Source organism: Micromonospora sp. NBC_01405, from assembly GCF_045040155.1.
Lineage (GTDB): Bacteria > Actinomycetota > Actinomycetes > Mycobacteriales > Micromonosporaceae > Micromonospora.
In genome coordinates this window covers 608,040-622,913 of record NZ_CP109532.1, presented here as the reverse complement: position 1 = coordinate 622,913, position 14,874 = coordinate 608,040, and the positions used below count along the sequence as shown (strand labels likewise).

The 14,874-nt window shown below is 72.4% G+C and carries 11 protein-coding genes; 7 read left to right on the top strand and 4 right to left on the bottom strand.

All coding sequences use genetic code 11. The features are described 5' to 3' along the window. Positions 1-3: 3 nt before the first annotated feature. The 4 genes from OG559_RS02100 (at position 4) to OG559_RS02085 (ending at position 3,398) form a co-directional block, all read left to right on the top strand. Positions 4-1,578: a bifunctional 3-(3-hydroxy-phenyl)propionate/3-hydroxycinnamic acid hydroxylase gene (locus OG559_RS02100; protein ID WP_405111708.1), complete on the top strand. Its 1,575-nt coding sequence runs from the start codon at positions 4-6 to the stop codon at positions 1,576-1,578. A 30-nt stretch (positions 1,579-1,608) separates the two neighbouring features. Next, positions 1,609-2,496: a methyltransferase domain-containing protein gene (locus tag OG559_RS02095; RefSeq protein ID WP_350889260.1), complete on the top strand. Its 888-nt coding sequence runs from the start codon at positions 1,609-1,611 to the stop codon at positions 2,494-2,496. A 171-nt stretch (positions 2,497-2,667) separates the two neighbouring features. Beyond that, entirely contained in the window at positions 2,668-2,907 is a 240-nt protein-coding gene (locus tag OG559_RS02090) for a hypothetical protein (RefSeq protein WP_405111703.1), read from the top strand. Then, the gene (locus OG559_RS02085; RefSeq protein WP_405111700.1) at positions 2,874-3,398 is read left to right on the top strand and encodes a class I SAM-dependent methyltransferase; all 525 of its coding nucleotides are present in this window, start codon (positions 2,874-2,876) and stop codon (positions 3,396-3,398) included. Before OG559_RS02090 ends, OG559_RS02085 begins: the two co-directional genes overlap by 34 nt. Before the next feature lie 108 nt (positions 3,399-3,506). Here the strand turns inward: OG559_RS02085 and OG559_RS02080 are convergent, their stop codons facing one another. Next, positions 3,507-4,460 carry a VOC family protein gene (locus OG559_RS02080; RefSeq protein ID WP_405111698.1) on the bottom strand — a complete coding sequence of 318 codons (954 nt, stop codon included), beginning with the start codon at positions 4,458-4,460 and terminating at the stop codon, positions 3,507-3,509. 67 nt (positions 4,461-4,527) lie between these two features. Here OG559_RS02080 and OG559_RS02075 point away from each other — a divergent pair, with 67 nt between their 5' ends. After that, positions 4,528-5,139, top strand: coding sequence for a TetR/AcrR family transcriptional regulator (locus OG559_RS02075; protein ID WP_405111695.1), 612 nt, complete (start codon positions 4,528-4,530; stop codon positions 5,137-5,139). Positions 5,140-5,602: 463 nt separating this feature from the next. Here the strand turns inward: OG559_RS02075 and OG559_RS02070 are convergent, their stop codons facing one another. Together OG559_RS02070 and OG559_RS02065 are read right to left on the bottom strand one after the other, a co-directional pair. Next, complete coding sequence (locus tag OG559_RS02070; protein ID WP_405111692.1) at positions 5,603-6,433, bottom strand: RNA methyltransferase; 831 nt, start codon at positions 6,431-6,433, stop codon at positions 5,603-5,605. Between the two features lie 98 nt (positions 6,434-6,531). Further along, positions 6,532-7,365 (bottom strand): phytanoyl-CoA dioxygenase family protein, encoded by an 834-nt coding sequence (locus OG559_RS02065; RefSeq protein ID WP_405111689.1) that lies wholly within the window; start codon positions 7,363-7,365, stop codon positions 6,532-6,534. 153 nt (positions 7,366-7,518) lie between these two features. On the opposite strand from OG559_RS02065, the gene OG559_RS02060 reads away from it, so the two are divergent. After that, positions 7,519-8,013 carry a GyrI-like domain-containing protein gene (locus OG559_RS02060; protein ID WP_405111686.1) on the top strand — a complete coding sequence of 165 codons (495 nt, stop codon included), beginning with the start codon at positions 7,519-7,521 and terminating at the stop codon, positions 8,011-8,013. A 138-nt stretch (positions 8,014-8,151) separates the two neighbouring features. Here OG559_RS02060 and OG559_RS02055 read toward each other — a convergent pair whose 3' ends face one another. Further along, a complete protein-coding gene (locus OG559_RS02055; RefSeq protein ID WP_405111684.1) occupies positions 8,152-8,913 on the bottom strand; it encodes a thioesterase II family protein in 762 nt (253 codons plus the stop codon). Between the two features lie 285 nt (positions 8,914-9,198). On the opposite strand from OG559_RS02055, the gene OG559_RS02050 reads away from it, so the two are divergent. After that, complete coding sequence (locus OG559_RS02050; RefSeq protein WP_405111681.1) at positions 9,199-14,838, top strand: type I polyketide synthase; 5,640 nt, start codon at positions 9,199-9,201, stop codon at positions 14,836-14,838. The last annotated feature ends 36 nt before the right edge of the window (positions 14,839-14,874 follow it).

The window sequence follows — 14,874 nt, the reverse complement described above, 5'->3', positions numbered from 1 at the left end:
CCGATGCTGATGACCGACGTCCTGATCGTGGGCTACGGCCCGGTGGGCGAGATGCTCACGATCCTGCTGGCGCAGCGAGGGCTCACCGTCACGGCGGTCGAACGGTGGGAGACCCCGTACAACTTCCCGCGCGCCGTCTCCTACGACGGCGAGGCGAGCCGGATCCTGGCCGCCGCCGGGGTCGCCGACCGCCTCGGCCCGGTCGTCGAGTCGTCCGGGGAGTACACCTTCAAGAACGGCTTCGGGCGGACCCTGCTGCACGTCAAGGTCGCCGGCGACGGGCCGATGGGCTGGCCCGACTCGGTCTCCTTCTACCAGCCCGGCCTGGAGGCGGTGCTCGCCGAGCGGGGCACGGAGCTGCCCGGGGTCACCGTGCTGCGCCCGTACGTGGTGACGGCGCTGACCGAGCACGACGACCGGGTCGAGGTCACCATCGACGGGCCGGACGGCCCGCAGGTCCGGGCGGCCCGCTGGGTGGTGGGCTGCGACGGCGCCAACAGCTACGTCCGGGAACACCTCGGCAGCACCGTGACCGACCTCGGCTTCACCCACGACTGGCTGGTCTGCGACGTGGTGCCGAACGAGGCCCGCGAGTTCAAGCCCAACAACCTCCAGGTCTGCGACCCGGCCCGGCCCCGCACCGCCGTGTCCGCCGGCCCCGGGCACCGGCGGTGGGAGTTCATGCGGGTGCCCGGCGAGAGCCGGGAGGAGTTCGAGAGCGCCGACAGCGTCTGGCGGCTGCTCGGGCTCTTCGACATCACCCCGGACAACGCCACGCTGGAGCGGTACGGCGTCTACACCACCCAGGCGTGCTCCGCCGACCGGTGGCGCTCCGGCCGGATCATCCTCGCCGGCGACGCGGCGCACGTGATGCCCCCGTTCATGGGGCAGGGGATGAGCTCCGGGTTCCGCGACGCGCTCAACCTCGCCTGGAAGCTGGACCTGGTCCACCGGGGCCTGGCCGACGAGGCGCTGCTCGACACGTACCAGCAGGAACGCTGCGCGCACGTGCAGCACGCCATCAAGATGTCGATGGACTCCGGAACGGTGATCTGCGAGACGGACCGCACCGCCGCGGCCGGCCGGGACTCGATCATGCTGGCCGAGCTGCGCCGCCGTACCACCCGCGCCCGGACCCGGTCCCTGCTGGAGGCCCTGGTCAGCGGCGTGCTGCACCGGCCGGACGGTTCCGTCGGCCCCGGCGCCGGCGAGCCGATGCCGCAGGGACACGTCGAGGTCGACGGCCGCACCGGGCGCTTCGACGACGTCGTCGGCACCGGCTTCGCCCTGATCTGCGCCGAGGATCCCGCGGAACTGCTCGACGCGGACGCCCGGGCGTTCCTGGACTCCCTCGGCGCCCGGCTGGTGCGGGTCGTCCCCGCCGGCGCCCCCGCCCCCGCAGCCGGCGCCGGGACGACGGTCGAGGACCTCGACGACGTCTACCTGTCCCACCTGAAGCGGCACGACGCGGCAGCGGTGCTCGTCCGGCCCGACTTCTACGTCTTCGGCACGGCGGCCGACCCGGCCGCCGTGCCCGCTCTCGTCGACGACCTGCGTCAGCAGGTCGGGCGCGGCTGATCAGCAGCCGACCCACCTGGAAGGAGCACCATGCTCGACAACCTGAAGATCGCGGCGAGGGCCATCCGAACCGTCTTCACCGCCGACCCCGTCACCCGGGTCCGGCGCTTCTACGAGATCCAGGCCCCCGACGTGGAGTTCGCGGCCCGCCGCACCCACTACATGAACGTCGGCTACTGGGAGGACGGCGTCACAGACATCGACGACGCCGCCGAGGCGCTGGCCGGCAAGCTCGCCGACGCCGCCGGCCTGAAGCCGGACGACACCATCCTCGACGTCGGGTTCGGCTACGCCGACCAGGACTTCAGCTGGCTGCGCTCGGGCCGCGTCGGCAAAGTCGTCGGGCTCAACATCACCCCGCACCACATCGAGGCGGCCCAGCGGCGGGCGCAGGAGGAGGGGCTCGCCGACCGGACCGACTTCCAGCTGGGCAGCGCCACCGAGCTGCCGTTCCCCGACGCCACCTTCGACCGGGTCGTCGCCCTGGAATCGGCCTTCCACTTCTACCCGCGCAGCGCGTTCTTCGCCGAGGCGCTGCGGGTGCTCAAGCCGGGCGGCGTCCTCGCCACCGCCGACATCATCCCGGTCAGCGAGAACGTGGTCCGGGCCGCCATCCAGTCGGGCCCGCTGAGCTTCGTCAAGTTCAGCATCCCCAAGGAGAACTGGCACGACCGCGAGACGTACGCCCAGCAGCTCGCCGACGCCGGGTTCGACCGGCCCGAGGTGCAGTCCATCAAGGACCACACCTGGGAGGGCTGGCGGCGCTACATGGCCGACCGGACCAACGACCCGGACTTCCAAGCCGCCGTCAAGCCGGCCGTGCGCAAGAGCATGGCCTCGCACTGGAAGAACCAGGACCTGATGAAGCGCGAGCTGGCCAACCTCGACTACGTGATCGCCGTCGCCCACAAGCGCTGAGCGCGCACCGGGCCGAGGGCCCGCCGACCGGTCGACGGTCGACGGGCCCTCGCCTGACTGAGCAGCATGGGGGCTGACGCCTGTTGTCGGACAGTGCGGGTTGCTTCAGCGCACTCACCTGCCGCTGGTCGGGGGTTCAGTCTGAGGAGCTGTCTCTGGGATGATGTTGCCGTGGCTGACCAGCGCGCCAGTGTCGAACTGCTGGGCAACGACGCCTTGGAGCAGTCGGCGGTGGTGGCCAACTGCGCCATGAACCGCGAGCGGCAGCTGTCCGGGGTGAACAGCTACACCCGGGAGCTGGGGTTCAACCCCCTTGACGTCCTCGCCGCCGGACTTGTCGGTGCCGGCCGGGCCGAACTTCGGCAGCCGCCGGCTGGTTGGATCTGTGCTGCGGCACCGGTCGGGCGCTGATCCAGGCCGCCGGGGAGCTGCGCCTGGCAGGGCTGACCGAGCGGACAGTCCTCGTCGGGGTCGACCTGGTCGACGCCTTCGATCCCGTACCGGCACCACCTTCGCACCTGGAGCTCATCTGCGCCTCCGTCGCCAACTGGGCACCAACGCGGACGTTCGATCTGATCACCTGTCTGCACGGACTGCACTACGTCGGAGACAAGCTCGCCGTCCTGGCCCGGGCGGCCGGCTGGCTGACTCCCACCGGCCGGCTCGTGGCCGACCTGGACCTGGCCAGCATCCGGCTTCCTGACGGGCTACCCGCTGGGCGGCGCCTCACCGCCCGACTCCGCGCCGCCGGGTTCTCCTACGATCCCCGTCGCTGCCGGATCAGCTGCACAGGCCGCCGTGAGGTCCGCCTCCCGTACCGCTACCTCGGCGCCGACGATCGTGCTGGTGCCAACTACACCGGACAACCCGCCGTGCACTCCCACTACGCCGAAGACCACTGACCGCGCCGACGCCGTCCGCACCTGCTGCTGACAGCGCATCGGAGAGACCGGATCTGCCGATTTGAGTGCGTTGGTATGGCGGGCGGCGTAGGAGTTTCCGTCGGTTGTTCAGCGGAACGCGATCACCGTTCCGATAGCGGCGGTGGCTGGTACGAAGAGCTCCCCGGACGCTGCTCGGCGCAGCGGGACCTCATTGGCCTGCAGGAGGTTCTTCGTCGCGGCCAGGTCGCGGACTGCGACCGTGTAGGCAACGAGGGCGGGCAGTGCTGGTGGTTGCTGTCCGGGCAGATCCTCGGCGAGGCCGGATGCCGGCACGAGGGTCAGTGTCGCCTCGCCGAGGTCAAACACATAACCATGCCCGTTGTCTGTGGGTGTGCGGTCAAGGTAAGCCTCGTAGCGGGTCCGGACGGCGTCCAGCTCAAAGTCGGCGATGCAGAGCGTGGCATCCACGAGGCCGACGGCGCCGTTGGGATGCTCGACCGCCCGGGAGCTCTGGATTCCGCGATCAAGATCCGCGACGACACCGATCCTGCCTTCGGCCTCCACGCCTGGCCGCACGCCGTCGATCTCTAGATATCGGACTACTTCGACCTGTGGGCCCACTGGGCGTCGCACGGTGTTGATCCCGCCGTGTTTCACCCCGGAGTTCGTGAGACGAGCGGCGGTCGCCTCGATATCGGGCGACGAGAACATCAGGATGTGCAGGCCTTCGTACCGGTCCAGGCAGGCGGACAGATTCGCGCTGGTGGTGTTGATCCGCTCCATCAGCAACGGCATCGCGGCGGCAGGGGCGTTCAGCGGGACCAGCCGCGCGTCGGCCGGCACTCGACTACCCACGCCCCTGGCGTCGACGACGGTCACCAGTTCGATGAAGTCCTGAGCGAAGTCGGCGTGGGTGTTGGCCGCGCCGAACGGCTCGAGTGCGCCTCCGTCGTGCGGCGCCATCGCGGGATAACTCGGCCCGGGCAGCGCGAACCCCAGCCGTCGATACAGAGCGAGCGCGGCGGGCATGTCGCGGACTACGTGACCGACGTGGTGCAGGCGGGTGATCTCGGGGGCCATGTCGACCAAGGTAGAAGTAGCCTGACCGTTTGGTCAAGCTACTTGAGGCGTACGTATCGTGAGACGCATGAGCGCGGAACACATAGACGGTCGGCGCCTTCGCTACCAGCACCGGCGGCCCGAACTGCTCGACGCCGTGGTCGACTACGTCCTCTCGCACGGGCTGGCGGGACTGGCGATGCGGCCATTGGCCGAGGCGGTGGGGGTCAGCCACGGCACCCTGCTGCACCACTTCGGCACCAAAGAGGCTCTCCTCACCGAGGTGACCGATGCGCTCCGCCAGCGGTTGACGGACGCGGCCGGCGTGGCCGATTCCTTCGGCACCCTGGCCGACCTGGGCCTGTGGTGGCGGCGGTCGACGACCGCGGACAGCCTGCCGGTCTATCGCCTGCTGTTCGAAGTCTTCGCTCAGGCCACGCGAGAGCCGGAGCGCTACGAGCGTTTCCTCCAGCAAGCCATGCGCGACGCGCTCGGGCTCATGCAGCTGCTGGTTATGGCGGAAGGATGCCCCGGCGAGCAGGCGCCCTTGATCGCGTCGATGATCGTGGCGCAGGCACGTGGCCTGCAACTCGATCTCCTGGCCACCAACGACCGCGAACGCGTCGACCACACCTTCTCTGTATTCATCGACCTGATCGGCCACCTGAGGCAAAGCTGGACCCACGAGCAACCGCGCTGACGGGCACTGCGAACGACCCACCCCCACCCATCCTCCGATGGTCGTCTCGCCGCACACTCTCATGCCGCCGAGGGGGCGTCACGGAGCGTGGCCGGGCCATGGTCGCAGGTCAATGAAACAAGTAGCCGCTGACAGGGCATCGGGGGCGACCGGATTTGCCGAGATCCGCGCCGGCCGAGCGCCGTCCGCAGTCCGTAGCGTCTCATGCCTCGGAATCGGTTGGGAGTCGTTGCGTTGCGGCCGGAGGTCCTGGCGGAGCGGCTGCTATCGGCGATCTGCGCGCCCGACGCCAAGACCGGCATTCGGGCGGTCGCCGGATCCGCCCGGCACGATCGCGGCGAGGACGACGTCCGCCCGCGCCCGTGTGGTGTCCGGCTGCGGCGCCTGTCCGCAGACGGGCGCCGCGGCTCAGGTAGCGCGATGGTGGCGGACAGCCGCCGGGCGGCCGCCGGCGATCAGTGCGCTACCGCCGGGCGGCGGCGGCCCGCTGGCGTGCCGATTCGTACAGCACGACAGTCGCGGCGGTCGCCGCGTTCAGGGAGCTGGCGGACCCGAACATGGGGATCCGGACGAGCTGGTCGCATGCCTCGCGCCAGCCGGAGCTGAGGCCGGTGGTCTCGTTGCCGATCAACGTCAGGGTGGGTTGTGTGAAGTCGTACTCGGCGGCGTCCAGGGTGCCGCGCTCATCGGTTCCCATGATGCCGATGCCGATGCCGTTGGCGCGGACGTCAGCGACCCACGATAGAACGGCCTGGTGGGAGGGCACCCGGACCACGGGCAAGGCGAACAGCGAGCCGGTGCTCGCCCGGACCGCCTTCGGGTCGTACACGTCGGCGGCGTGGCCGGTGACGATGACGCCGCTGGCGCCGAAGGCGTCCGCCGACCGAACGAGGGTCCCGATATTGCCGGGGCTGGTGGGCCGATCGAACACGACGGTGAGCATGCTCGGACCGACCGGGATACGGCGCAGGTTGTCCTCCGGCAGCGCGACCACGGCCAGCAGCTCTGGAACCGTGTCTGCCTTACCTCCCAGTTCGTGCATCAGTTCACGCGAGACGGCGAACTTCTCGGCCCGGACTGTGTCCAGGGCCTCGCGTGCCCAGCCGGACAGCTGAGCGCTGGTGTCGTAGAGCAGCTCCCGGATCTGCCAGCCGTGTTCGACGGCCATGGTGATCGGGCGCACGCCCTGCACGAGGAACTCGCCGCGTCGCTGCCGCTTGGTCCGATTGTCGAGGAGAGCTTTCCACTGCTGGAACCGCGCATTGCGGCCACTCACTCGCAGAACCACTGCCAACCCCGCCTCCGTCGCACGTAGCCCGCCCATGCCCTGCCTGCCACACTTCACCGGCCTCTGGCTCCCCGAGGTTTCCGACAAGACCTTAGGCCAGGCGCTCAGGAACGGACGGGGCTTGTCGCCCCGGCGCCGCGGTCGGTGCCGTCTCCGTCCGGACCGAGGGCGTCCTGTCCGAGACCCTGACGGATCGCGATCTCTACGGGTGAGTATGCGCCGTCGGCCCGCTCCAGTTCGTACGGTGCGGCTGGCATCAGCGGCGGTTGGGCCATGAAGCGAGGCCGCGTTCCGTGGTGCGGTTGCGCCGCGTGCACCAGGAATGGGTGGCACAGGAAGACGTCGCCCGGAGATCCGGTGGCGAGGGCGATCGGCCGGTGCTCGGACGCCGCCACCAGGTCGGGCGCAAGGGCCAGTCCGCTCGCTCCGTCCTCCCCGTACTTCTCCAGCACCTTCGGCACGTCGAGGTGTGAGCCGACCCGGATCCGGGTCGGGGCGTCCTTCTCACCGACCTCACTGAACAGGAACAGCATCAGCAGTGCCCGGCCCCGGGAGCGCACATTGGTGAAGTACCAGCTCTCGCCCTCCGGCAGATAGCTGCCCTCGATGTGCCAGCCCGCGTCGTCCGGCTCCTCTTCGTGCGGGAAGCGCAGCGGGAACGTGCCCAGCGAGTAGCGCGGCTCCCAGCGGCCCGCGCCGACGAGCAGGTCGTACGCGTGATGGAGGAACGGGGAGTTGGGAGCGGCGACGAACGGCCCCTGCGCCATGCCGGGCACCCAGTACACGGGCTGCGTCCACGTCGCTGGATCGTCCGGGTCGCAGCCCGTCTCCCGCCACAGCAGCCGCGCGCAGTCCGCTGCCACGCGCGGCGCGACGGCGCCCTCCAGCTTTACGAAGCCGTCGCGAAGAAAGCGGGATACCAAGGTCGTGTCATCCATGCCCCCCATCGTGCGGCGGCGCCGGTCTCGATCACCCGACATTGTCCGCGCCGCTTTTGTCGGGTGCTGCCCGGTGCGCTGCGACCAAGGTTGACGTCGGACGGAGGCTTGATGATCTCGACACTCCGTCTGACCGTCGAAGGGAGCGAACACGTGGACACCCGCATCGTCGACCATCCCGAGTTCCGGCTCGTGGGACACGCGGCCCGCGTTCGGCTGGTCCGTCAGGGCATCAACCCGCACATCCAGCGGCACGTCACCGCACTGCCGACGGAGGAGCACCTGCGCTTGAAGGCTCTCGGCAACACTGAGCCGAGCGGCCTGCTCGCGGTCAGCGACGACCTTGACCCCGACTACGCCGAGGGCAGCGAGCTGACCTACCTTCACGGGGTCGCCGTGTCCCCGGGTACGCCGGTCCCCGGCGGCCTCGACATCATCGAAGTTCCGGCCGGCAGCTGGGTGGTCATCCGGACCACGGGGCCGCATCCGCAGACCCTGCAGAAGGCCTGGGCCACGGCCGCAGCCACGTGGTTCCCGTCCAACCCGTGGCGTCTGCGGCCAGGTCCGGAAATCGTCGCGGTGCTTGAGCCTACGAACGACTTCAGCACCGCGACCTGTGAACTCTGGCTGCCCGTCGAACCGGCGTAACGATCTGGCGGGCATCCAGACAGCCTCAGGCTGGGGGTCACCGCCTGGACGGGCTGGTCCGTCTTGCGTCGGATCCGGGAACTGCAACTGGTCACCAGCACCATTGACGCTCTCGCCGGTCGGCCGGACGTCGCCCGGTCAGCGGGTCGGGGCGGCAGCCAGGGCCGTCGAGATGGCCCGCAGCACCGCGGCCTGCTGGTCGGCGAGGAAGAAGTGGCCGCCGGGGTAGACCTTCAGGTCGAACGGGCCGGTGGTGTGGGTCGACCAGGCGCGGGCCTCGTCGACCGTGGTCTTCGGGTCGTTGTCGCCGGTGAAGGCGGTGATCGGGCAGCTCAGCGGCGGCCCGGGACGGTAGGCGTACGTCTCGGCGGCCCGGTAGTCGCTGCGGATGGCCGGCAGCGCGGCGCGCAGCAGCTCCTGGTCGCCGAGGATGGCGGCGTTGGTGCCGCTCAGCTTGCGTACGTCCGCCAGCAGGCCCTCGTCGTCGAGCAGGTGCACCGTCTCGTCCCGGGGGCAGGACGGCGCGCGGCGGCCGGAGGCGAACAGGTGGGCGGCCGAACCGCCGTCCCGCTCGATCAGCCGGGCCAGCTCGAAGCCGATGCTCGCACCCATGCTGTGACCGAAGATCGCCACCGGCTCGTCGAGCCACGGCCGCAGCACGGAGTGAACCGCCCGAGCCAGCTCGTGGATGTCGCCGATGCACTTCTCCTGGCGCCGGTCCTGCCGCCCCGGGTACTGGATCGCCAGCACCTCCACGGTGGGGGAGAGGCTGCGGGACACGGGGAAGTAGAAACTGGCCGAGCCGCCGGCGTGGGGCAGGCACACCAGCCGCCTGGTGCCGCTCGGCGCCGGATGGAAGCGTCGTACCCACAGGCCGTTGTCGGTTTCTGGCGTGGTCATCCTTCGGCGGTCCTTCCGGCGGTGAAATCGCTGACGGGATCGGCGCGGACCCGGTCGAGGCGACGCTAATGCGGTGGACCGGGGCCGGACACCCCTAGCTGCCGCTACGCACGGTTAGGGGTTGTCCCACCTTACGCGCACCCAATAACTTCTCCCCGCAGATGGGGATCCTCGCGGCTCTCGGCCGAGCGAGCCGAACGACAGATACAGGTGTCGCCTGAGAACGACTGCGCATTCGTACCGTCGCCTACGTCGAGGCTCCGCCGTGCATCGCGATGGGCTGGGTTGATGGACACCGAAGACAAGCTCCGGGAGTACCTGAAGAGAGTCACCGCCGATCTGCGGCGAACCCGGCAACGCCTACGCGACGTCGAGGCCGAGGCGCAGCAGCCGATCGCCATCGTCGGCATCGGCTGCCGGTTCCCCGGCGGGGTGCGCTCGGCCGAACAGCTCTGGGACCTCGTCGCCGCGGGCGGCGACGCGATCACCTCGTTCCCGGCCGACCGGGGCTGGGACCTCGGGACGCTGTACGACCCCGAGCGCTCCCGACAGGGCACCTCCTCCGTCCGGGAGGGAGGCTTCCTCCCCGACGCCGCCGAGTTCGACGCCCGGTTGTTCGGGGTGTCGCCCCGCGAGGCCCTCGCCATGGACCCGCAGCAGCGCCTGCTGCTGGAGACGTCCTGGGAGGCCGTCGAGTCGGCGGGCATCGACCCCACCAGCCTCAAGGGCGGCCGGGTCGGCGTCTTCGCCGGCATGACCCACAGCGGGTACGCCCAGCCGCCCGACGCGCCGCCCGCCGGAGTGGTGGACTACCTCGGCCTCGGGAACGTGGGCAGCATCGCCTCCGGCCGGGTGGCGTACACGTTCGGCTTCGAGGGGCCGGCGGTGACGCTCGACACCGCCTGCTCGTCCTCCCTCGTCGCGCTGCACCTCGCGGTGCGGGCGCTGCGTTCCGGGGAGTGCGACCTGGCGCTCGCCGGCGGCGTGACGGTCATGCCGACCCCGGCGGTGTTCGTCGACTTCTCCCGGCAGGGCAACCTCTCCCCGGTGGCCCGGTGTCGGGCCTTCGCCGAGGCCGCCGACGGCACGGCGCTCGCCGAGGGCGTCGGTGTGCTGCTCGTGCAGCGGTTGTCGGACGCGCGGCGGGATGGTCGTCGGGTGTTGGCGGTGGTGCGGGCCACGGCGGTGAATCAGGACGGCGCGTCGAACGGTCTCACCGCGCCGAATGGTCCGTCGCAGCAGCGGGTGATCCGGCAGGCGCTCGCCAGTGCGGGGCTGTCCCCGGGGGACGTGGATGTGGTGGAGGCGCATGGCACGGGCACGACGTTGGGTGATCCGATCGAGGCGCAGGCGCTGCTGGCGACGTACGGGCAGGGTCGGGATGTGCCGTTGTTGTTGGGGTCGGTGAAGTCGAACATCGGGCACACCCAGGCGGCGGCCGGCGTCGCGGGGATCATCAAGATGGTCCTGGCCATGCGGCACGGGGTGGTGCCGTCGACCCTGCATGTCGACGAGCCGTCGTCGCACGTGGACTGGTCGTCGGGCGCGGTGGAGCTGGCGACGCGGGCGAGGCCGTGGCCGGGGGTGGACCGGCCGCGCCGGGCGGGGGTGTCGTCGTTCGGCATCTCCGGCACCAACGCGCACGTGATCCTGGAACAGCCCGAGGACGAACCCGAGCCCGTGGAGGAGTCGGTCCCGCCGGCGCGGGCGGTTCCCGGGCCGCCGGTGCCGTGGGTGGTGTCCGGGCGCTCCGAGCGGGCGTTGGTGGGTCAGGCGGCGCGGTTGGCGTCGTTCGCGCGGGACCGCTCCGGTCTGGCGGCGGTGGACGTGGCGTGGTCGTTGGTGTCGGGTCGGGCGGCGTTGGAGCACCGTGCGGTGGTGTGGGGTTCGGGCGTGGACGACCTGGTGGCGGGCCTGGACGCGGTGGCGGCCGGCGGTTCGGCGGCGGGTGCGGTGTCTACGGGTGTGGTGTCGTCGGGTCGTCGGGCGGTGCTGTTCACGGGTCAGGGTTCGCAGCGGGCCGGGATGGGCCGGGAGCTGTACGACCGGTTCCCGGTGTTCGCGGAGTCCTTCGATCGGGTGTGCGGGCTGATCGACGCCGAGCTGTCGGGCTCGTTGCGGGCCGTGGTGTGGTCCGGCGGGCCGTCGACCGCGCTCGACCGGACGGTGTTCGCGCAGGCGGGGCTGTTCGCCGTCGAGGTGGCGTTGTGGGACCTGCTGCGGTCCTGGGGGGTACGGGCCGACTTCCTAGCCGGTCACTCGGTCGGTGAGGTGACGGCGGCGTACGCGGCGGGGATGTTGTCGCTGGAGGACGCGTGTGTCCTGGTGGCGGCGCGGGGTCGGCTGATGCAGGCGTTGCCGGCCGGCGGGGGCATGCTCGCGGTGGGCGCGCCCGAGGAACGGGTGCGCGGGCTGATCGACGAGCTGGGCGCGGCCGTCGACGTGGCGGCGGTGAACGGCCCGGCGGCGGTGGTGGTGTCCGGCGCGCTCGACGAGGTCGCGACGGTGGCCGCGGCCTGCCGGGACCGGGAGTGGCGCACCAAGCCCCTCGCCGTGTCGCACGCGTTCCACTCCCGGCTGATGGAGCCGATGCTCGACGAGTTCGCGTCCGTGCTGGCCGGGCTGACCTGGCGGCCACCGGCCGTGCCGATCGTGTCGAACCTGACCGGCGCCGTGGCGGACCCGGCGGAGATCGCCGACCCCGGCTACTGGGTGCGTCACGTCCGGCAGCCGGTGCGGTTCGCCGACGCGGTCCGCTGCCTGCGGGAACAGGACGTCACGCTGTTCCTGGAGGTCGGCCCGGACTCCGTGCTCACCACGATGGCGCGGGACTGCGTCGAGGCGACGGACGACGTCCGGTTCGTCCCCACGATGCGGGCCGGGCGGCCCGAGACCGACACGATGCGGGCCGGGCGGCCCGAGACCGACACGATGCGGGCCGGGCGACCCGAGGCCGACACGATGCGGGCCGGGCGATCCGAGGTCGACACGATGCTCGCCGCGCTGGCCGACCTGCACGTCGCGGGCGCGCCCGTCGACTGGGCCGCGTACCTGACCGGGACGGGGGCCCGCCCCCGGCGGACCGAGCTGCCCACGTACGCCTTCGACCACCAGCGGTACTGGCTCAACACCACCGACCCCGCCGACGTCGGGGCACCCGGTCTCGGCGTACGCGCCGTGGACCACCCGCTGCTCGGCGCCGCCGTCACGGTGGCCGCCGACGACGCCCGGATCTTCGGCACGGAACTGTCCGCCCAGACCCACCCGTGGCTCACCGAACACGTCGTCTGGGACTCCGTGGTGGTCCCCGGCGCCGCCCTGGTCGAGCTGACGATGCACGCCGGCGCCCGGGCCGGCTGCGACGCGCTGGACGAGCTGACCCTCGAAGCGCCGCTGGTCCTGCCCGAGCAGGGCGGCCGGGCCGTGCAGGTGCACCTCGGCCCCGCCGACGACGAGGGTCGCCGGCCGGTCACCGTCCACTCCCGGGCCGCCGGGGACCCCGACGCGCAGTGGACCCGGCACGCCACCGGCTTCGTCGTCCCCGCGCCGCCGGACCGGGCCGACGACCCGTCGCCCTGGCCGCCGGCCGACGCCACGGGCGTCCCCGTCGACTCCGTGTACGCCGAGCTGTCCCGGCTCGGCGTCGAGTACGGCCCGCTGTTCCGGGGCCTCCGGTCGATCCGGCGCGCCGCCGACGAGGTGTACGCCGAGGTGGCGCTGCCCGATGGCACGGAGGTCACCGGATTCGGCGTACACCCGGCGTTGCTGGACGCCGCGCTGCACGTCGTCGGCCTGCTCGACGACGACCCCGACGCGACCGGGGTCCGGCTGCCGTTCGCCTGGACCGGCGTCACCCTCTCGGCGGTCGGTGCGACGGCCCTGCGGGTCCGCGCCCGCCGCAGCGGCGGCGGGGTGACCCTGACCCTCACCGATCCGTCCGGCGCCCGGGTCGCCCGCATCGCCTCGCTGGTGTCCCGCCCGGTCACCGCCGACCAGGTCCGCGCCGCCGGCCCGAGCACCGACGCGCTGTTCGACCTCGCCTGGCGGGACGTGCCGCCGGCCGACGCCGCGCCGCACCGGGCCGTGTTGCTCGGCGACGGCCCGACCGGCCCCGCCGGCCTGCCCCGGTACGGCCTCGGCGAACTGGCCGCGGCGGTGGCCGACGGACGGCTCGACCCGGGCCTGGTGCTGCTGCCCGCGTACCGGGACGACGCGCCCGCCCCGGTCCCGGCCGCCACCCGGGCCCTGCTGGCCGACGTGCTGGCCGCCGTGCAGGGCTGGCTCGCCGACGACCGCCTCGCCGACCGGCGGCTGGTCGTGCTGACCCGCGGCGCCGTCCCCGCCGGCGAACCCGGCCGGGTGACCGACCTCGCCGGCTCGGCGGTGTGGGGCCTGCTCCGCTCGGCGCAGGCCGAACACCCCGACCGCTTCGTCCTCGTCGACGTCGACGTCGACGTCCCGGTCGAGGTGCTGGCCCGCGCCGTGGCCACCGGCGAACCCCAGCTCGCCGCGCGGGGCGACCGGGTGCTGGTGCCCCGGCTCGCGCCCGCCGAGCTCGACCCGGCGCTGGGCGCCGAACTCCACCCCGACGGGACGGTCCTGGTCACCGGCGCGACCGGCGCCCTGGGCGGCCTGCTGGCCCGCCACCTCGTCGCCACCCACAAGGCGCGCCACCTGCTGCTGGTCGGCCGGCGGGGCCCCGCCGCGCCCGGCGCGGCGGAGCTGCTCGCCGACCTGGCCGGGATGGGCGCGCAGGCCCGGCTGGTGGCCGGCGACGTGGCCGACCGGGACGCCCTCGCCGCGCTGCTCGCCGCCGTGCCCGCCGAGCACCCGCTCACCGGGGTGGTGCACGCCGCCGGGGTGCTCGACGACGCGGTGGTGTCCGCGCTGACCGCCGACCGGATCGCGACCGTGCTGTCCGCGAAGGCCGACGCCGCCTGGCACCTGCACGAGCTGACCCGGCACCTGGACCTGCCGGTGTTCGTGCTGTTCTCCTCGGTCGCCGGCACCCTCGGCGGCCCGGGGCAGGGCAACTACGCCGCCGCGAACGCGTTCCTCGACGGCCTCGCCCACCACCGGCGGGCCGAAGGTCTCGCCGCGACCTCCCTGGCCTGGGGGCTCTGGGCCGAGGCCAGCGGGATGACCGGGAACCTCGACGCCGCCCAGCGCCAGCGGCTCAGCCGCAACGGCCTCAACCCCCTCGGCACCGGCCAGGCGCTCGCCCTGTTCGACGCCGGCCTGCGCGGCGGCCGACCCCACCTGGTGCCCGCGCTGCTCGACGTCGCCGCGCTGCGCCGCCAGTCCGACACCGGCAACCTGCCCGCGCCGCTGCGGGGGCTGGTCCGCGCTCCCCGCCGGGCGACCGGCGCCACCGGCTCCGGCGGCACCGGGCCGTCCTTCACCGAGCGGCTCGCCGGCACGCCCGACGCCGACCGCGGGCGGCTCGTCGAAGACCTGGTCAAGGGGCAGGTCATCGAGGTGCTCGGCTACCCGTCGTCGACCGTCATCCCGTCCGGGCAGACGTTCACCGGCCTCGGCTTCGACTCGCTCACCGCCGTCGAGCTGCGCAACCGGCTCACCGCCGCCACCGGCGTCCGGCTGCCCGCCAGCCTGATCTTCGACTGCCCCACCCCGGCGGCCCTGGCGGACTTCCTGCTCGCCGACGTCGCGCCGGCCGGCCCGGCGTCGACGCTGCTGGCCGAACTGGACCGGCTGGAGGCCGCGTTCGCCGCCGCCGGACCCGACGACCTGGAACGGCTCGCCGCCGACGAGGAGACCCGCGCCGCCGTCGCGACCCGGCTCAAGGCCCTGGCCACCCGCTGGAGCGACGCCACCGGGGGACCCGGCGACGTCACCCAGGCCATCGACGACGCCTCGGACGACGAACTGTTCGACCTCATCGACCAGAAGTTCGGGCGCTCCTGACCACGAATCCGCCGCTTGCCCATTAGCGACAGGTGA